At 68.9% G+C, this 18,974-nt stretch carries 16 protein-coding genes; 3 read left to right on the top strand and 13 right to left on the bottom strand.

The window, feature by feature from the left end; translation table 11 throughout:
* Positions 1-12 precede the first annotated feature (12 nt).
* From ACFWH5_RS03820 to ACFWH5_RS03865, 10 genes are all read right to left on the bottom strand, one after another.
* Entirely contained in the window at positions 13-1,596 is a 1,584-nt protein-coding gene (locus ACFWH5_RS03820) for a xylulokinase (protein ID WP_378831959.1), read from the bottom strand.
* Positions 1,593-2,306, bottom strand: coding sequence for an L-ribulose-5-phosphate 4-epimerase (locus ACFWH5_RS03825; protein ID WP_378831961.1), 714 nt, complete (start codon positions 2,304-2,306; stop codon positions 1,593-1,595). The genes ACFWH5_RS03820 and ACFWH5_RS03825 overlap by 4 nt, the downstream gene beginning before the upstream one ends.
* Before the next feature lie 3 nt (positions 2,307-2,309).
* The gene (locus ACFWH5_RS03830; RefSeq protein ID WP_378831964.1) at positions 2,310-3,350 is read right to left on the bottom strand and encodes an ABC transporter permease; all 1,041 of its coding nucleotides are present in this window, start codon (positions 3,348-3,350) and stop codon (positions 2,310-2,312) included.
* Entirely contained in the window at positions 3,347-4,432 is a 1,086-nt protein-coding gene (locus tag ACFWH5_RS03835; protein ID WP_378831966.1) for an ABC transporter permease, read from the bottom strand. The genes ACFWH5_RS03830 and ACFWH5_RS03835 overlap by 4 nt, the downstream gene beginning before the upstream one ends.
* On the bottom strand, positions 4,429-6,063 hold the full coding sequence (locus tag ACFWH5_RS03840) for a sugar ABC transporter ATP-binding protein (protein WP_378831968.1): 1,635 nt from the start codon (positions 6,061-6,063) through the stop codon (positions 4,429-4,431). Before ACFWH5_RS03840 ends, ACFWH5_RS03835 begins: the two co-directional genes overlap by 4 nt.
* 147 nt (positions 6,064-6,210) lie before the next feature.
* On the bottom strand, positions 6,211-7,209 hold the full coding sequence (locus ACFWH5_RS03845; protein WP_378831971.1) for an ABC transporter substrate-binding protein: 999 nt from the start codon (positions 7,207-7,209) through the stop codon (positions 6,211-6,213).
* A gap of 147 nt (positions 7,210-7,356) precedes the next feature.
* Entirely contained in the window at positions 7,357-8,376 is a 1,020-nt protein-coding gene (locus ACFWH5_RS03850; protein WP_378831973.1) for a LacI family DNA-binding transcriptional regulator, read from the bottom strand.
* A gap of 115 nt (positions 8,377-8,491) precedes the next feature.
* Positions 8,492-10,693, bottom strand: coding sequence for an Ig-like domain-containing protein (locus ACFWH5_RS03855; protein ID WP_378831975.1), 2,202 nt, complete (start codon positions 10,691-10,693; stop codon positions 8,492-8,494).
* 10 nt (positions 10,694-10,703) lie between these two features.
* Positions 10,704-13,010 (bottom strand): beta-L-arabinofuranosidase domain-containing protein, encoded by a 2,307-nt coding sequence (locus ACFWH5_RS03860; RefSeq protein ID WP_378831977.1) that lies wholly within the window; start codon positions 13,008-13,010, stop codon positions 10,704-10,706.
* A 343-nt stretch (positions 13,011-13,353) separates the two neighbouring features.
* Positions 13,354-13,896 carry a universal stress protein gene (locus ACFWH5_RS03865; protein WP_378831979.1) on the bottom strand — a complete coding sequence of 181 codons (543 nt, stop codon included), beginning with the start codon at positions 13,894-13,896 and terminating at the stop codon, positions 13,354-13,356.
* Positions 13,897-14,050: 154 nt separating this feature from the next.
* Here ACFWH5_RS03865 and ACFWH5_RS03870 point away from each other — a divergent pair, with 154 nt between their 5' ends.
* Positions 14,051-14,239 carry a DUF3073 domain-containing protein gene (locus tag ACFWH5_RS03870; RefSeq protein WP_309128880.1) on the top strand — a complete coding sequence of 63 codons (189 nt, stop codon included), beginning with the start codon at positions 14,051-14,053 and terminating at the stop codon, positions 14,237-14,239.
* Between the two features lie 132 nt (positions 14,240-14,371).
* Here ACFWH5_RS03870 and ACFWH5_RS03875 read toward each other — a convergent pair whose 3' ends face one another.
* Positions 14,372-14,986 (bottom strand): hypothetical protein, encoded by a 615-nt coding sequence (locus tag ACFWH5_RS03875; RefSeq protein WP_378831982.1) that lies wholly within the window; start codon positions 14,984-14,986, stop codon positions 14,372-14,374.
* Between the two features lie 139 nt (positions 14,987-15,125).
* Between ACFWH5_RS03875 and ACFWH5_RS03880 the strand changes: the two genes are divergently transcribed.
* Together ACFWH5_RS03880 and ACFWH5_RS03885 are read left to right on the top strand one after the other, a co-directional pair.
* On the top strand, positions 15,126-15,671 hold the full coding sequence (locus tag ACFWH5_RS03880; RefSeq protein ID WP_378831984.1) for an RNA polymerase sigma factor: 546 nt from the start codon (positions 15,126-15,128) through the stop codon (positions 15,669-15,671).
* A gap of 4 nt (positions 15,672-15,675) precedes the next feature.
* Complete coding sequence (locus ACFWH5_RS03885) at positions 15,676-16,137, top strand: cell division protein FtsA (protein ID WP_378831986.1); 462 nt, start codon at positions 15,676-15,678, stop codon at positions 16,135-16,137.
* Positions 16,138-16,149: 12 nt separating this feature from the next.
* On the opposite strand, the gene ACFWH5_RS03890 is transcribed toward ACFWH5_RS03885, so the two are convergent.
* Positions 16,150-17,487 carry a CynX/NimT family MFS transporter gene (locus ACFWH5_RS03890; RefSeq protein WP_378831988.1) on the bottom strand — a complete coding sequence of 446 codons (1,338 nt, stop codon included), beginning with the start codon at positions 17,485-17,487 and terminating at the stop codon, positions 16,150-16,152.
* Positions 17,484-18,950, bottom strand: a complete 1,467-nt coding sequence (purF, locus tag ACFWH5_RS03895) for an amidophosphoribosyltransferase (protein WP_378831990.1) — start codon at positions 18,948-18,950, stop codon at positions 17,484-17,486. Before purF ends, ACFWH5_RS03890 begins: the two co-directional genes overlap by 4 nt.
* Between the last annotated feature and the right edge of the window lie 24 nt (positions 18,951-18,974).

Genomic DNA, 18,974 nt, shown 5'->3' on the forward strand with positions numbered 1-18,974 from the left:
CCGCGCGAAGCGTCAGAGTGCTTCCACGGCCGCCGCCTCGACGGCGAGAGCGGCCCGGTAGCGATCGAGATAGGCGATGAAGCCGGTCACGTCCTCGGCGAGAGGGTCCGTCACCGAGAGGGATGCTGCGGCGAAGACGTGCCGATCGAGATACTCGGCCAGCCCACTCTCGCCGGCATGCCGGAGGTAGGAGGCGAGCACGGCGATGCCCCACGCGCCGCCTTCGGCGGCGAGGTCCCCGACCGCGACGGGCGCGCGCAGCGCAGCCGCCAGGAACCGCTGCGCAACGCCCGCGGTGCGGAACATGCCGCCGTGCGCGAACATGCGGTCGAGTGCGACGCCCTCGCGTTCGAGCACCTGCATGCCGAGTGCGAGCGTGCCGAACACGCCGTACAGTTGCGCGCGCATGAAGTTCGCGAGCGAGAATTCGCTGTCGGGGGTGCGCACGAACAGCGGCCGGCCCGCCGTCAACCCGGCGATCGGCTCGCCGGCAAGGTGGTTGAACGCCACCAGCCCACCGGCATCCGGCTCTCCGGCCAGCGCCTCGCCGAACAGCGTCTCGAAGGCGGTATCCGGACCGACCGGATGCCCGGCGGCTTCCGCGAAGCGGCGGAACAGGCCGGTCCACGCCGCGAGCTCGCTGGCGCCGTTGTTGCAGTGCACCATCGCGACGGGGTCGCCGGCGGGCGTCGTCACCAGGTCGATCTCGTGGTGCACCTCGGCGAGGGCGTTCTCGAGCACGACCATGGCGAAGATGCTCGTGCCCGCGCTGATGTTGCCGGTGCGGGGCGCGACCGAGTTGGTCGCCACCATGCCGGTGCCCGCATCGCCCTCCGGCGGGCACAGCGGAACACCGGGGCGCAGCCCCCCGGCCGGGTCGAGGAAGGCGGCGCCGTCGACGGTCAGCTCACCGGCGGGTGCTCCCGCGGGGAGCACCTCCGGAAGAAGGTCGCGCACGGATGCCGACAGGCGATCGCCCGCATGGGCGTCGTACGCATCCAGCATCCTGGCGTCATAGTCGCCCGTGGCCGAGTCGATCGGGAACATGCCGGACGCGTCGCCCACACCGAGCACCCTGCGGCCGGTGAGGCGCCAGTGCACATAGCCGGCGAGCGTCGTGAGCGACGCCACCTGCCGCACGTGCGGCTCGGCGTCGATGACGGCCTGGTGCAGGTGCGCGATCGACCAGCGCAGCGGGATGTTCACGCCGAGCAGCTCGGTGAGTTCGTCGGCAGCGGCGCCCGTGGTCGTGTCGCGCCAGGTGCGGAACGGCACGAGGAGCTTGCCGGACTCGTCGAACGCCAGGTAGCCGTGCATCATCGCCGAGACGCCGAGGGCCCCGAACGTCTGCGGGCGCACGCCGTACCGGTCGTGCACGTCGGCGACGACCTCGGCGTACGCCGCCTGCAGACCACGCTCGACGTCGTCGAGCGCGTACGTCCAGTGACCGTCCTCGAGGCGGTTCTCCCAGTCGTGCGAACCTGTCGCCAGCACGGTCGTCGCGTCCTCGCCGATCAGGCAGGCTTTGATGCGGGTCGACCCCAGCTCGATGCCCAGCGCGGTGCGTCCGGCGAGAATCTGTTCGCGCGCGCTCACCGGCGGACGTCCGAGTTCTGCCCGTAGACGTTCTGGTACCGGGCGTACAGGCTGTCGATCGCCTGCTGCGGGATCGGGATGAGCTCGCCGGAGTCACGCGCGATCTGCACGGTGCGGGCGACATCCTCGACCATGACCGCCGCCTTCACCGCGTCCTTGGCGTCCACGCCGATCGTGAAGGGACCGTGATTCTGCATCAGCACCGCTCGCGACCGGTGGCCGTCGAGGGTCTGCACGATCCCCCGGCCGATCGAGTCGTCGCCGATGATCGCGAACGGTCCGACCGGGATCGGCCCGCCGAACTCGTCGGCCATCGCCGTGATCACGCACGGGATCTCCTCACCGCGCGCCGCCCAGGCGACGGCGTAGGTCGAATGCGTGTGCACGACGCCGCCGACCCACGGCATGTGGCGGTACACATAGGCGTGCGCCGCCGTGTCGCTGGAGGGCGAGCGGTCGCTGCCCGGGGTGCCCGGGATGACGTTGCCGTGCAGGTCGCAGAGGATCATGTTCTCGGGACTCAGGTCGTCGTACGAGACGCCGGACGGTTTGATGACGAAGAGGTCGGCGCCGGGGACGCGACCCGACACGTTGCCGCCGGTCCAGACGACGAGCCCGTAGCGGACCAGCTCGGCGTGCAGGCGGGCCACATCGGCGCGGACGGCGGCGATCGCCTCATCGATCTCGGCCGGGAAAGGGGCGGTGCTCATCGGCTATTCCTTCTTGCGGGTGACGGCGCGCTGCAGCAGCACGAAGATCAACAGGATTCCGCCGGTGATGATCGTCGTCATCTCGGGCGGGATCTTGCCGTCGCGGGTGATGAGCACGTTCATAAGGCCGAGCACCAGCGCGCCGACGACCGAGCCGAGCACGTAGCCGTACGCGCCGGTGAGCACGGTGCCGCCGATGACGGCCGCGGCGATCGCGTCGAGCTCCCAGCCGACACCGGTGATGTTCTGCGCCGTGCCGAGTCGCGAGGTGTAGAGCACCGCCGCCAGGCCCGCGAGCGTGCCGCTGATGACGTACACGAGCACCTTGGTGTTCTTCACGTTCAGGCCCATCAGCGCCGCCGAGCTCTCGGATCCGCCGATCGCGTACACGGTACGGCCGGTGCGTGTGCGGTGCAGGATGAAGAAGGCGACGAGCACGACGACGATCGCGACGACGACAGCGGGGGTGATCACCAGGTCGTTGACCTTCGGGCCGTCGACGACCTTGACCTGATCGCCGATCCAGCGGAGCGGCGAGTCCTCGCCCAGGCGCTCCGGCACCGTGCTCAGCAGCGAGGCCAGTCCGCGACCGAGGAACATCATCGCGAGCGTCGCGATGAACGGCTGCACGTTGAAGTAGCGGATCAGGATGCCGGACACGAGTCCGAACAGCGCACCGGAGCCGATCATCACGATGAGCACGGCGATCGGATGCCAGCCCGCGTTGGACAGCATGACCCCCGCGACCGAGGAGAAGGCGACGATCGAACCGACGGACAGGTCGATCCCGCCGGTGATGATGACGAACGTCAGCGCGACGGCCAGCACGATCAGGTGCGTGTTGTTGATGAGCAGGTTCGACAGCGTGTTCGCCTGAACGATGCGACCGTAGGCGACTTCGCCGTAGACGACCATTCCGACGAGGATGACGACGGCGGCGACGGTCGGCAGGGCCGACGGGTTCGCCGAGACGAGTCGTCGGACACGGGACAGGATGCCTGCGCCTGCCCCCGTGCGGCGCGGTGCCTCGGTGAGCGCGGTCATGCCGTCACCTCCTCTTTCGGTGCTTGTGCTGACGGCACGGGATGCTGCGCCTTCCTGCGGCGGACGAACCACCCGCGCACGCGGTCGGACTGCAGCAGGCACAGCACGACGATCACGATGGCCTTGAAGGCCGGTGTGGCGGAGGAGGAGATGCCCAGGAAGACCACCGTCTTGTCGAGCGTCGCGATCAGCAGGGCGCCGACGAACGCGCCGCTGAGCGAGAACTTGCCTCCGGCGAGCGAGGCGCCGCCGATGACGACGGCGAGAATCGCGTCGAGCTCGAGCTGGTACCCCGTGCGGGAGATGTCGACCGTCATCACCGTGCCGACGGAGAGGATGCCGGCGACTCCGGCGAGGATCCCGCCGAGGATGTACGTGGTCAGCAGCAGCCCCTTGGGCTTGATGCCGGCCATGCGGCTGGCCTTCGGGTTGATGCCGATCGCCTCGATCATGAGGCCCAGAGCGCTGCGCCGCACGACGGCGGCGACGAGCACCACGATCAGGACGGCGAAAAGGAACACCACGGGGATGCCGATGATGTAGCCGTTGGCGATCCAGCGGAACGGCTCATTGGATGCCGCGGTGTTCTGGCCGCCGGTGATCACCTTGGCGATGCCGCGGCCGGCGAGCATGAGCACGAGCGTGGCGATGAACGGCTGCAGACCGACGTACGCCACCAGCACGCCGTTGACGGCGCCGAGGACTCCGGTCACGAGCAGCGCAAGCCCGACGGCGGCCAGGGCGACGCCGAGCGAGCTCGAATCCCCGGCCGCCTGGAGGAACTCCATCGAGACAGCGCCCGCGACAGCCATGAGCGATCCCACCGACAGGTCGATGCCGGCCGTCGCGATGACGAGCGACATGCCCAGCGCGATCATCATGATCGGTGCGGCAGCTCGCAGGATGTCGATGAGGTTGCCCACGAGGTGGCCGTTGCCGGGGTTGATGGTGATGCCCAGGTAGCCGGGGTCCTTCAGCACGTTCAGGGCGAGCAGCGCGACGAGGGCGACGATACCCCAGAACCAGGGTTTGCGGACCACCTCCCGCCACCAGCTCGTGCGAGTGGCTGCCGCGGCGCTCATCGCGTCTCCTTCTCTGCCGCGATGTGCTCGTCGGCGTCTGCTGCGATGACCGCGGGCGAGGCTTCGGGCTCGCCGCCTTCGGTCACCTCGAGGTTCTCGGCGGCGTGCTCGACGCCGTGCGCGGCGATCACATCGACCACCGACTGGGCGGTGACGCCGGCGCCGTTCTGGATCTCACCGATCTTCTGGTGGTCCTTGAGCACGACGATGCGCTCGGAGAGGCGCACGACCTCCTCCAGCTCGGATGAGATGAACACCACCGACATGCCGTCCTCGGCGAGCTGGGCGACCGCTTCCTGGATGTCGGCCTTGGCGCCGACGTCGATTCCGCGGGTGGGCTCGTCGAGGATCAGCAGCTCGGGTTTCGTGGCCAGCCACCGGCCGAGCAGCACCTTCTGCTGGTTGCCGCCGGAGAGGTTCTTGATCGGCCGGTTCGGGTCGGCCGGGCGGACATTGAGCTCGGCGATGTATTTGTCGACGATCTCGTCCTGCTCCCTCTTCGGGATCGGACGAGCCCAGCCGCGCTCCGCCTGCAGGGCGAGGATCATGTTCTCGCGGACGGACAGATCGGCGATGATGCCCTCGTCGCGGCGGTTCTCGGTCGAGAACGCGATGTGCTTGCCGAGAGCGTCGGCGGGGGACTTGATGTCGGCCTTGCGCCCCTTGATCTCGATCGAACCGCCGTCGGCGCGGTCGGCGCCATACAGCAGACGCGCCAGCTCGGTGCGGCCGGAGCCGAGCAGCCCGGCGAAGCCGACCACTTCACCCTCGTGGATGTCGAGATCGGTGGGCTGCACGGATCCGCGGCGCGCGACGCGCTTCGCGGAGATGACGGGCTGCTCGCCGGCGGCGCGCGCCTCCGTGCGGCGGTTACCCCCGAGGGCGGAGAGCGCGTCGAGGTCCTTGCCGATCATCTTCGAGATGAGGGCATGGCGATCGAGGTCGCGGGTCAGGTACTCGCCGACGTACTGACCGTTGCGCAGCACGGTGAGCCGGTCGCTGATCGCGTAGATCTGGTCGAGGAAGTGGGAGACGAAGAGGATCGCGACGCCCTGGTCGCGCAGCGTCCGCATGACCCGGAAGAGCCCCTCGACCTCAGCGGCATCGAGGCTGGAGGTCGGCTCGTCGAGGATGAGCACCTTGGCCTTGATGGCCATGGCGCGACTGATGGCGACCAGCTGCTGCATGGCGATGGAGAGACTGGCGAGCGGCCGGTGCGTGTCGAGGTGCTCGAGTCCGAGCCTCGCGAGCGCCTCGGTGGCCGCCCTGTGTGTGGCCCGCCAGTTGATGCCGAAGGGGCCCCGGACCTCATGGCCGAGCATGACGTTCTCGCCGATGGAAAGGTTGGTGACCAGGTTGACCTCCTGGTACACCGTGGAGATGCCGGCGGACTGCGCGTCGCGGGTGCCGCTGAAGCTGCGCTCCTGTCCGGCGACGAGGATGGAACCCGCGTCGATGCCGTAGACACCGGTGAGCGCCTTGATGAGAGTCGACTTACCGGCGCCGTTCTCGCCCATCAGGGCGTGCACTTCTCCCTGGAAGAGGCGGAAGTCGACACCGTCGAGCGCTTTCACGCCGGGAAACTCGATCGAGATACCCCGCATCTGGACGATGGGCAGTTCTTCGTTCATCGTTGTCTTTCGGTCTCGGGGAGGAGTTCGCCCCAGTGGCTCGGCACTGCCTGCGCCACCGCGAGACGAGGATGCCCGGGCGGCGCGGCGCTGCCTGCGCCGCCCGGGCGGGTGCCGGATACGGTCATCCGGTGATCGAGGATCCGATCAGTACTTGCGGTCGGCGAGCACGGCCTGTGCAGCCTCGGACGAGTCGAACGCCTCGCTCGGAACGACGATGTACGGTTCGACCGACTCGCCGTCCAGGGCCTTCTCCACGACGTCGAGTGCCGTCTCGCCGAACAGCGGGTTGTACTCGTGCACGTAGCTGAGCTTGCCGTCCGCGAGCGCTTGGATGGCGTTCTTGGTTCCGTCGATGGTGGCGATCTTCACGTCGTCGCCGACCGTGAGACCGGCCTCCTCGACGGCCTGCGCGGCACCGAGGCCCATCTCGTCGTTCTGGGCGAAGATGAACTGGATGTCGTTGTCGTTCGACTTGAGCAGCGTCTCGGTGACGCTCTTGCCCTCTTCGGTCGACCAGTTCGCGGTCTGCGCATCGACCTTGACGAGCGAGGAGCCGCTCAGACCCTCTTCGAAGCCCTTGTTGCGCTCGTTCACGACGCCGACACCGGCCGGACCCTCGAGGACGATGTAGTTGCCGCCGTCGGGGAAGGTCGTGGCCGCCCACTCGCCGACCTCCTTCGCCACCTCGACGTTGTCGGGTGCGATGCGGGTGACGTAGAGGCTGGTGTCCTCGGGTTCGATGCCGCGGTCGAGGAGGATGACCGGGATCTCAGCCTCCTGCGCCCGCTCGAGCGAGTCCTCCCAGCCGGTGGCCTCGGTGGCCGAGAGCAGGATGACATCCACGCCCTCGTCGACGAACGACGTGAAGCTGTCGATCTGCGACTTCTGGTCGAGGTTCGCTGCGGGAGCGTACTTCAGCTCGAAGCCGGCGTCCTTGGTGAACGTGTCCTGGATGTTCTGCTCGTTGGCCTGGCGCCATCCGCCCTCGGGCCCGACGGCGACGAAACCGACGGTGACGAGCTCATCGCCGTCGCCTGCCGCCGCGCCGTCGCCGCTGTTGCCGCTGCAGCCGGTGAGACCCAGCGCGAGCGCGCCGGCGCCGATGAGACCGATCGTCCCGAGCAGTCGCTGGGAAGTTGCCATTTCTCCTCCTTGAGTTCCGCCGGCTCTACGCCGCCGGGTCGTGCATGTCCTCCGTGGACGTGAACGTCGTTGTGGTGCGGGTGCTCCACAATTGTGCGCGGTAACAATTTGGATTGCAAATACGGATCCGTTCTCGTTACGCGGTTGTTACCGCGAACGCGGCGCGGCGGTCGACGATCGGACGACGAGCGCCGGCCTGATGAGCTCGCGCTCCGTTCCGTCGTCGCCCGCGATCGCGGCGAGCAGCGCCTCCATCACCCGGCGTCCGAGCTCCGTGAAGTCCTGTCGCACGGTGGTCAGGGGCGGCAGGAAGTGCCGCGCGTCCGGCAGATCGTCGAACCCGACGACGCTCAGGTCGTCGGGGACACGTCGGCCGCTCTCGATCAGCCCGTGGATCACGCCGAGGGCCATCTGATCGTTCGACACGAACACCGCCGTCGCGGCGCCGAAGTCGTAGGTGCGACCGAACTCGTAGCCGGAGTCCGACGACCAATCCCCGATCTCCGGTTCGCGCACGGGCAGCCCGGCGTGCTCCAGGCAGTTCCGCCACGCTTCGGCACGGGCACGCGCGTCGAACCAGTCGAGAGGTCCAGCGAGGTGCAGGATCTCGCGGTGGCCCAGATCGATGAGGTGCCGCACCGCCGCCTCGGCACCGGCGCGCTGATCGACGGCGGCCGTGTGCATCCCCGCATCCGGCTCCTCCTTGACGAGCAGGATCGGCACCCCGGTCGACTGCTGTCGCAGAAGGGCGAGCGACGAGGATCGCGGTGCGATCACGCAGAGCGCATCCACTCCCTGAGTGACCAGATCCAGCACGCCGGTGTCGATGCCCTGACGCTCGTCGTCGGCGACCGAGAAGGCGCTGACCGCATAGCCCCGCTCGCGGGCGGCCGTCTCCAGCGCTCGGAGCGCACTGTTCGGCCCGTACTGACCGGGGCCGTCGACGAGCACGCCGATGCGCATCGTGCGGTTCGTCGCGAGGGCCCTGGCGATCGAGCTGCGCGTGTAGTTCATCTCGTCGATCGCATCCATCACGCGGCGACGGGTCGACTCGCGGATGTTCGGGTGGCCGTTGAGCACCCGCGAGACCGTCATGTGCGAGACACCGGCACGGTCGGCGACGTCGTAGATGCTCGGCCTGCGCACCGCTGCAGAGTCGTTGCTCATTGGCCCTCCCCATCGCTTGTGACCGTTAACAACTTGAGAATAGCGTCCTCCATGACGCGGGACGGGGGTGCGAGACGCTTGTCCGTCTCGCACCCCCGCCTTCGCGCAGCGGACCTTACTCGACCGTCTGCTCGAAGCGCTTCCTGCGCGCGGAGAGCAGACCGCCCGCCGCGAGCAGGGCCAGGCCGGTGAGGATCACGCCACCGGCGATCCCCCCACCGGTCACGGCGAGGTCGTCACCTCCGGCATCTCCGTCCTCGCCGGCGTCGGTGCCGCCGTCGCCGTCATCACCGTCACCACCGGGCAGCGCCACGTCGCCGACCGCCACGGCGGCGGATGCCGGCGAGCGCTCCGAATCTCCGACCGCGCTGGTCGCGACGACGACCGCCCGCCAGATTCCGTCGGGCACGTCCTCGAACGTCGCCGACAGGGTGTCCGCGTCCGTGGTCATCGAGATCTCGGTCAGGTCACCCTGACCGGGAACAGCTCCGGCGAGACCCGCCTCGGGAACGAGGAACACGGTGTAGCCGGTGAGCGGAGCCGACGACTCCGGCGCCTCCCACTCGACGGTCACGCGGTGACCGTCGACCTCGGCGACGGGCGCCTCCGGAGCATCCGGCACCGCCTGCTCGACGGCGGGGAGCAGAACCGTCTGCGTCTCCTCCTCGTTGCCGGCGGCGTCCTGCGAACGCACGTGCACATACCGCGGCTCGGCCGTCAGCTGCACCGAGAACGGCTCCTCGTACGTGGCGTACATGTTGTTCGCCCCGCCCGTCGGCGATTCGTCGGGTCCGTCGGACCACATCGTGCGCGACACGCCTGACCCCGGCTCGGCGTCGGTCGGAGTGAGCGTCACCAGCGCCGACGTCCCGTCGGTGCGCGTCACATCGATCTTCGTGACGGGCGCAGCGGTGTCGACGCGCACGGCGGCCTCCGCTGCACCGGTGGCGCCGTCTGTCGCCTGGGCGCGAGCCATCACCGTGACGTCACCCTGCTGGGTGACCGTGAACGGACCCTCGTAGGCGGACCAGGTCGCGCCTCCGTCCGTGCTGATCTCGACCCGCTCGATCGGCGAGGCCGTCGGCTGTGCGGTGACCTCGGCGACGGGGGCGACCGTGTACCAGCCGGATCCCTGCGGCGCCTCGTCGAACGCGATGGAGACGATCGGCTCGGTCTGCACGACGGGCTCGACGACGAAGACGGTCGCGATCGCACCGTCCGGATGGCCGGTCACGTCGCCGCTCACGTCGAAGATGGCGTCGACATCGGCGTATGCCGCCGGATCGATCGAGTCCCATTCGACCGGGACCTCGCTGCTCGCCGTGCCGTCGTCATAGTGCGCGACGACCGTCTTCGGCAGCACCGGCGCGACCCCGGGCGTGGTGATGCTCGAGGCGTACTCGACCTCTTCGATCGCATCCGACAGAGCGTCCGCCACGTACACGGTCGCGGACACCGACTGGTTCGGGTAGCCCGTGACGCTGCCGGAGACGGTGAACGAGCCCGGCTCGCCGTACTGCTCCGCCGGCACGGCATCCCACGTGACGGCCTCGTAGTGCAGCGGGCCGTTCTCGTCGATCAGCCAGACCTCCTCGGGCAGGCGCGGCGCCGCGCCCGTCGTCGTGCGCGCCGACACCTCTTCGGAGAGGATGAAGTCGTCCGGGTTCTCCGGTTCCTCAGGCTCCTCCGGCGCGGTTCTTCCCCACACCTCCCACTCGATGACGCTGGTCGCCGACGGGCTGCCGTCGTGCACGGAACGGACGACCGTGAGTCGCATCGCCGTCGTCGTCACGGAGTCGAACGTCGCTGTCACCGCAGGGAAGGACCCGACGGGATTCTCAGGGTCGAAGTCGGGCAACGGGTACGACAGCTCGTCGCCGGCCACCGGCCGCCATTCGCCGTCCTCGTTCTGGTACTGCAGGTTCCACGACTCCGGAAGACGCACACCGCCGTCGCCGGTGCCGAAGTTCTGCCAGAGGTACAGGGCCGACGACGAGACGGTGACCGGGGTCTCCCAGGTGTAGGTCGCCGTGTCCTCGGTGGTGCCGCCCGGCGCACCCCAGGTGCCCCACATCTTGCTGAGGTTGTCGGTCGCGGCGTTGTCGCCGTCGTTCAGGGCCGCGGCGGAGTTCCAGCCGGGCACGTAGCTGACCTCGACGTCGGGTGCATTCTCGGTGGTGGCCAGCGCCACGTTCTCGTCATCGGCGGCCACGGCCTGCGTGGCGACGATGCCGCCGCTGAGCAGGGCCAGCGCCGCCAGTGCGGACCCGATCGCGCGCCCGCGTCTGCGCGAGGATATCCGGTGGTTCAGGTTCACTTTCTGCCTTTCAGTTCGCAGCATCGATGGGGGCGCGTCCTGCAGCGAGCAGGATCCGCTGCCGGTTTCGGGTGGTGAGCAGTCCGGCCTCGACGTAGTCCGACGTCACGTCGCGCACCCGGGCGAGGAATGCGTCGCGGCTCGAGAACGGCGCCGACTCCCAGATGTCGTCGAGCAGGGTCGTGCCGCCGCTGCGCGACGGGTTGGCGACCTTGCTGTCCTTGCCGGCGAACGCCACGGTGGGCTCGGCGCGCTGGAAGTACATGTGGTACTTCACGTCGTTGCCGTTGTACGCCGGCTCGAAGCGGCGCCCGTCGATCTCGAAGACGTTGCGCTCACCGCGCTCGACTCCGCGCGAGATCGTCCCGTCGAGCGTCAGCTTGTCCGAGAAGGAGAGCCGCAGGTACTTCGACGACGAGTCGATCGCCGTGAGCACCGTGGGCCCGTACGCCAGGCTCTGGATGTCCGGGCGGTCCACGGTCGGCTCGGCACGCAGTGTGAGCGGGATGCGCACGGTGATCTCGTCATCCGCACGCCAGTCCCTGGACAGCACTGCGTAGGTGCCGGGCTTCGCCTCGATGTCCGCCACGTCGCCGTTGACCGAGATCGTCACCGGAGCGGTCACCCATGCGGGCACACGCAGATGGATGTCGAGCTTCGCCGACGGCGCTGCCGCGATGCGCAGCGTCGAGACCTCGGACTCCGGGTAGGAAGAGGTCTGCTCCAGCACGAGGCCGGTCTCCTCCCAGTCCAGCGTCGACGCGATGTACAGGTTGACGTACAGCGCCGACTCGTCCTTCGCGCGGAAGTAGATCGAGTCCTGGTACTTGGCGTGGCTCTCGAGCGCGGTGCCGCCGCAGCAGGTGCCGATGTTGCCGTTGCCATACTCCTTGCGGGCGCCGGGGTTGACCGGGAACATGTACAGGTTCTCGGGGCCCTTTGTCGATTCGGCGTTGCGTCGCCCACCCAGGATGTGGTTCAGCAGCGTCCGCTCGTAGTAGTCCATGTACTTCGGGTCCTGCTCGTTGAAGAACAGGAACCGCGACACCTTGAGCATGTTGTAAGCGGCGCAGGACTCGGCGTTGCGCGGGCCGATGTCACCGGCCACGACACCCGCCGGTCCCCACAGCTCGCCTTCGCCGCTGCCGCCGTGCGCGTACATGCGGCCGGGGACGACCTGATCGAACAGACCCTTGCCCGCCTTCAGGTAGCGCTCGTCGCCGGTCTCGTTGTAGAGCTTGACGTAGCCCGAGAACATCGGGATGTGCTGGTTGGCGTGCTTGCCGTCGAGGATGTCCTTGCCCGTGGACGTCGCCTCGACGAGGGTGTTCAGCGTGAACAGCTGCGCCGCCGCGAGGAACTCCTCGCGGTTCGCGTCGCCCGAACGCCAGTAGAGGTCGATCAGGACTTCGTTCATGCCGCCGTACTCCCCGGCGATGTACATCGACCACATGCGCTGGAGCTGCTCGGGCGTGCACTTCGAAAGGCGGCTGTGCACCCAATGGCCGATGCCCTCAGCCAGCTGCAGTGCGAGCTCGCTGCCCGTGTACGCGTGCGCGTCGAGCAGCCCCGCGAGGATCTTGTGCAGCGTGTAGTAGGGCGCCCAGATCTCGCCGTACGGGGCGTATTCCTCGAGGGCCGAGAACTGCCACTCGCCGTATGCGGAGAGGAAGCCGGGATGCGAGTACCTCGGCGCACCGTCGCGCGTCTGCGCGGCGAGCGCCGCCCGGCACTCCTCGAGGCCCGCGACGAAGGCGTTCACCTTGTCGAGGAGGGCCTGCTCACCCGTGGATGCGTATGCCATGGCGAGTCCGCTGAGGAAGTGCCCGCCGTAGTGACCGCGCAGGCAGCCACCCGCTCCCGCCGTGTTCTGCCCGCGCGTGTACTCCGCCGGACCCCACCGCTGCGCATCCGGGTTGGGACCGTACTCCTCCCATCCGCCTGGTGGGTTCGCGCCGTTGGTGCTGAGCCCGGCGTTGCGACGGAAGACCGCCAGCAGGCTGTCGACGGATGCCGCGCGGTACAGCACCAGCGCCTGGTCGGCACCCCTGCTGAAGACGCTCTTGCCGAGCGTGACCGAGCTGAGCGGGAAGGGCGTCACCTTCCAGCTCGCCGGGTACACCTCCGTCGCGGCGGCGCGGACGAGCGCTCGGGGCTGCACTGCGCCGGCGGTCCGGAACGCCGCTCCGGCCTGCGTGCTCATCGCTGCGGCGGCCGGCCGGGCTCCGCCGGCCAGCGCGGTCGCCATGACCATGCCGCCGAGCACCGCCCCTCCGGCGAGCACGCCTCGTCTGCTGATGGTCGCTTGTTCGTTCATCGCATTCCCTTCATCCGTTCGTCACGTCGTCATGATGAGGGAGGCGTCTTCCGCCGCATCCGGGGCGAACGCCGCCGGAACGGGAGCGGGACGGTCTGACACAGGCGTCCATGCCCGGCGCGCACCTCCTCGTACACGTGATGAATGCGCTTGGTTAGCGCTAACGGTTCCCGACGTTAGCGGTAACTATCTGAGGGGGCAAGCACTTTCTTCCGGATGCGCGCAGCGCGCAGCGGAGATCCCGAGGCGTGCGCAGGAGGCGCCGCTCCTGTCGCTCGACGGCGCGGATGCGCTCTCGACGTCGAGAAAAGGCGACGAATGGCGCGAAGCGCGGGTGCGCCCGCTACTCCGTCCAGATGTCCTTCTGCTCGTCCGGCACCTGCTCGCCCTGCGGCACCACGAGGATCGACCGATGCTGGCGGTGCGCCAGGCGGGCCGCGACCGAGCCGGTGAAGAACTCGCGGATCGACTCGCCGATTCCGCGCTTGCGGGTGCCGATCACGATCAGCTGCGCGTCGAGCCTGTTGGCGAGCTGCTTGATTGCGAGCGCCGGATCGCCGACGAGCTGACGGGCGGTCCAGGTGATGCCCGCCTCGGCCAGCACGGCGGATGCTTCACGCTGCACCTCTTCGAACTCCGCGGCGCCGGCCTCGAGGTTCAGGTCGATGGGAGCGGAGTGGACATACCCGTCCGGATCCTCGTAGGTGACGAAGCGCGTCACGTCGACGTGCACCACGACGAGCGGCACGTCGAGCAGCTTCGCGTACCGCACGGCCTCATCGAGCACGTGTCCAGGCTGACCGGGCTGCATGCCGACGATCACGGCCTTCTGCAGGGCGGCGTTCTGAGCGGCTTCGTCGGATGCTGCGGGCGTGGAATCCGTCATGGCGATCGTTCCCCCTCACCGGCCGTGCGCGCGGCCTCAGGTCGTGGCGTGCGTGGTATCCTGAATGCTACTCTTACCGGCCTCGCGCCGGTGCCGTGAATGTCATCGGGCTTCGCACAGCCCGCTGCTGAACTCGTAAAAGGGGGTCTCGCGCATGGGCCGTGGCCGTCAGAAGGCGAAGCACACCAAGATCGCCCGCGAACTCAAGGCGTACAGTCCTGAGGTGAACTATTCGGCACTTGAGCGCGAGCTCGGGCACCCCGACACCGATGGCGACCAGTACGTCGACAAGTGGGCCGATCAGTACGAAGACGAGGATGAGGACGAGCTCGAGCGAGCCTGACCTCCCCTCCTCCGCACGACACCCTGGTCGACGCAGCATCCGCTGTGTCGACCAGGGTTTCGTCGTTGACTGCCGCTGCACGGGTATCCATCACGGCCGCCCGGATGGCCGAGGCGGCCGCGTCGCCGCCTCTCAGTCCCAGCGGATGGCCGAGGCGCGGTTGCGCCACGAGCCGAGGTCGTTGTCGTAGCTGTAGTAGCCGTAGGTCGCGCCGGAGAAACCGGGGTGCTCCCACAGCTTCGTCTTGCAGCCGGAGTAGCTCTTGAACGAGTCGATGTCGTCGTTCCAGCCGATGGAGCCGAGGTTCGAGAACGTGAAGGCGAGCCCCTGGGTGCACGAGTAGCTCGACGTCGCCGTGTACGAACGGCCACCGTAGTTCGGGTACGAGTAGATCGTGCCGAGGGCGTAGGTCGCGGCGGCCGCAGCCACCCGCATGCTCCTCGTGGATTCGGTCGTCTTCGCCGCGTCATACACGAGCACCTGTCCGGTGGTCTCATAGACCGCGTCCGCCAGGGCGGACGGGCTGGCGGCGCACACCCGCACGCCGCTGTCCAGGTTCACCGAGCAGTGGTCGCCTTCGCCGTAGCTCGCGGTCAGCGCATCGGCACCGGCATCCGCGCCGCGCGACGGGGCTGAGGCCGAGGCGGAGGTCGCCGGCGCGGCGGTCGCCGGAGCAGCCGCGACCACGGCGAGCACCGCACCCAGCGCGGCAGGAAGCATCAGACGGCGTGACAGGCTTCGGATCATGTTCTTCTCCCTCGAATCGCATCCGTGCGCCGGGACACGGGTCGTCACCGGGGTCGGGCGGACGTCGTACTCGGCATGCTAGAGGAAACCTCGCGACGAGGGCAGTGCGGCCGGCGCCGGGACAGGCGACAATGGTCGCATGGGATTCCCGTCGAGCAGCAGGGGGCCGTCGGACAGGGCCCTCGTCGCATCGATGCGGGACCCGGCGTCGGACGCCTTGGTCGTGCTGCTGCGCCGTCACGCGGATGCACTGCACGACTACATCTCGGCGACCGTCGCCGATCCGGCGGCAGCCGAGGACATCTTCATGAAGGTGTTCGTCCGTGCATGGTCACAGCTGACCGTGCGGCGCATGCCCGCGGAGTCCGCGCTGCCGTGGATGCTCGCCGCCGCCAGGGACGCGGCCGCCGAGATCGACATCGGTCGGGGACCGTCGCCCGCGTCCAACCCTGAGGATGCCGAGCGCGCGCTCACCGGCCGTTCCGGCGCGCTGCTCGCCGCCCTGGAAGGGCTGACGTCCCGCGAACACCGCATCGTCGAGCTCTGCCTGGTCGAGGGTCGCTCCTACCGGCAGGCCGTGCGTCACACGAGGTCGTCGGATCGGAGTATGCTTCCTGCACTTCTTCGACCGCGGAGTCGGTCCCGCGGGGCCGTCGCGACGTTGAGGGGGAGCGCGAATGGTTGAACTGATGACGGAGGCCAGGCTCGACGAGCTGCTGCGGGAGATCCAGCGGCGGATCCGCGCCGAAGACGCCCATCGGCGACGCCGCAACCGCCTGGCGGTCACGCTCGGCGGCGCCGTCGCCTGCGTGGCGGTCACCGGGGGTGCGTTGGCGGTCGCGCAGGCGACCAGCACCGAGAAGTCGGTGTCGCTCTGCCATCAGGAGGCATCGGCGCAGTCGCCCGCCGCCGAGGTCGGCGCCGCACCGATCGACGGCACGGTCGCCGCGCTGCCGGACATGGCGGCCCGCGTGGCGTTCGCCGAGGCGCAGTGCGAGGCGGTCTGGCGAATCGGACTGCTCGAATCGGACTCCACACCGGCGGGTACGAGCCCGCCGCTGTTCACCTGCCTGCTGGCCGATGGGCGCCTCGGCGTCTTCCCCGCAGAAGAGTCGCGCGGATGCGACGCGATCGGACTGCGCCGCCCGTGAGGCGGGGCCGACTCACCACCGGCCGTGCCGGCGCTCCCATTCGTCCTCGATGGTGCGACGGCGCCCCGCCATCATGCCGGTGGGGATCGCGGCGAGCAGCACCGCGGCGATGACGAGCAGCGGCACGGTCCATCCGCCGGTGGCACCGTGCAGCACGCCGAACAGCACCGGGAAGACGGCGGCCATCACATAGCCCGCACTCTGCACGAAGCTCGACAGCAGCACCGCGCTCTCGGCCGTGCGGGAGCGGATGCTGATCAGCACGAGCGACAGCGGGAAGAGCACCCCGACGAGGCCGAACAGCACGACCCACAGCCAGATCAGACTGGGAAGCGGGGCGAGGAGCAGACCGACGACGCCGGCCACCCCACCGAGAGCACCGGTCAGGAACAGCGGCCGGGTCGCCTGGAAGCGCACCACCAGCACCGGCACGAGCAGCGACGCCGGCAGGCCGATGAACCCGAAGAGCGACAGCAGCAGCCCGGCGGTGGCGGCGTCGACACCGGCGACGTCGATCATGATCGCGGGCAGCCACGCGAACGAGACGTACGCCATCGTCGACGACGTGCCGAACGTGACCGACAGCGCCCACACCAGAGGGATGCGCGCGAGCCGCGCGAAGAGGCGCCGGTTCGCGGGTGCGGTGGCGATCGGGCCGGTGGCGGCGAGGTCCGGTGAGTCGGATGCCGCGCGCGTCAGCTCGTCTGTTCCGCGCGGGGGCGTCGCGTCCCGGTCGCTTCCGGGCGCATCCTTCGCCGAGGCGTTCGACGGGGAAGTGCGCACGACCATCAGCAGCCAGGGAATGACCCCGGCGACGGCGAAGACCGCCCACACCGCCAGTGAGAAGCGCCAGCCGGCGGCATCCGCCACCGGAACCGCGAGCAGCGGCGGAACGAACGTCGAGAACGCCATGGCCGTCGTGTAGACCGTCATCATGGTGCCGATGCGGTCGGGGAAGTACTGCTTGACCAGCGGCGGCAGCAGGATGTTGCCCATGCCGACGCCGGCGAACACCAGCGCCGTCGCCAGCAGCAGCCCGGTCGACTCCCCCACGACGCCGCGCAGCAGCAGCCCCACGGCGATCGCGGCGAGCGCGACGACGGTGAGCCGCTCGAGACCGAGCCGGCGCTCGAGCGTCGGGGTGAGCAGCCCGAACACGGCGAAGCACACCGGCGGCAGCGTGCCTATCAGGCCGATCACGGCGGAAGACAGGGGGAAGTCCGCGCCGATGCGATCGATCAGCGGTGACAGCGACGCCACCGCCGAGCGCAGCGAGAAGGCGCACAGCAGGATGCCGAGCACCGCGAGCGCTCGCCCCCGCCACAGCGGTCGCGCGCCCTCGCGTCTCACGACGTCTGCGACCTCTCCACCCAGTCGAGGTATTCGTCGGTCACGGTGCCGGTGATGTACCGCCCGTCGAAGCAGCTCATGTCGAGATCGGTGAGCTCCGAGCCCTCGATGATCGCGGCCTTCAGGTCGTCGACCTCCTGGTAGACGATGCGGTCGCAGCCGAGCTCCTCGGCGATCTCCGGGATGGTGCGGTCGTGGGCGATCAGCTCCGCGCGCGACGGCATGTTGATGCCGTACACGTGGGGATGCCGCACGGGCGGCGCGGCGGAGGCGAAGATCACGGACTTCGCTCCGGCATCCCGTGCCATCTGGATGATCTGCTTGCTGGTCGTGCCGCGCACGATCGAGTCGTCGATCAGCAGGACGTTCTTGCCCCGGAACTCCGCCGACATCGCGTTGAGCTTCTGACGCACGCTCTTCTTGCGCACCGCCTGGCCGGGCATGATGAACGTGCGGCCGACGTAGCGGTTCTTGTAGAAGCCCTCGCGGTACTCCTTGCCGAGCTTGCGGGCGACCTCCATGGCCGACGGCCGCGACGAGTCCGGGATCGGCATGACGACGTCGATCTCCTCGAGCGGCACGTGCTTGGCGATCGTGTCGGCGAGCTTGTCTCCCATGCGCAGCCGCGACTCGTACACCGAGACGCCGTTCATCACCGAGTCGGGGCGGGCGAGATAGACGTACTCGAACGCGCACGGCGTGAGCTGGGTCGTCTCGGCGCACTGACGGGTGAACAGTTCGCCGTCGTTCGTGATGAAGACGGCTTCACCGGGCTCGACCTCGCGCACGATCTCGTAGTCGGCGTTCTCGAGCACGAGCGACTCACTGGTCACGACCCACTCGTCGGCGTCGCCAGCCGAGGCGGCGGGACGGCGGCCGAGGATCAGCGGGCGGATGCCGAAGGGGTCGCGGAACGCCAGCAGACCGTATCCGGCGATGATCGCGATCACCGCGTAGGCGCCCTCGATGCGCCTGTGCGTGCGCGAGACCGCCTCGAAGATGCGGTCCGGGTCGAGGTCGACCGACGACGTGGAGGTCTGCAGCTCGTGTGCGAGCACGTTCAGCAGGAGCTCGGTGTCGCTGGACGAGTTCAGATGCCGGCGGTCGCGCTGCGCCATGTCGGCGGTCAGCTCACGCGTGTTGGTGAGGTTGCCGTTGTGAATGAGCACGATGCCGTAGGGCGCGTTCACGTAGAACGGCTGCATCTCCTCCTCGCTGGAGGCGGTGCCCTTGGTGGCGTAGCGCACGTGACCGAGACCGATGTTCCCCAGCAGCGAGCGCATGTCGCGGGTGCGGAAGGCCTCGCGCACCATCCCCTCGGCCTTGGCGAGGTGCATGACGCCGCTGGGCTCCGCCGTGGCGATGCCCGTGGCATCCTGCCCGCGATGCTGCAGGAGCAGGAGCGCGTCGTAGATGTCCTGGTTGACGGGGCCGCCCGCCACCATTCCGACGATGCCGCACATGGGTTGTTATCTGATCCGTTCTGT

Source organism: Microbacterium sp. NPDC058345 (assembly GCF_042723855.1).
In the GTDB taxonomy this organism is placed as follows: Bacteria; Actinomycetota; Actinomycetes; order Actinomycetales; family Microbacteriaceae; genus Microbacterium.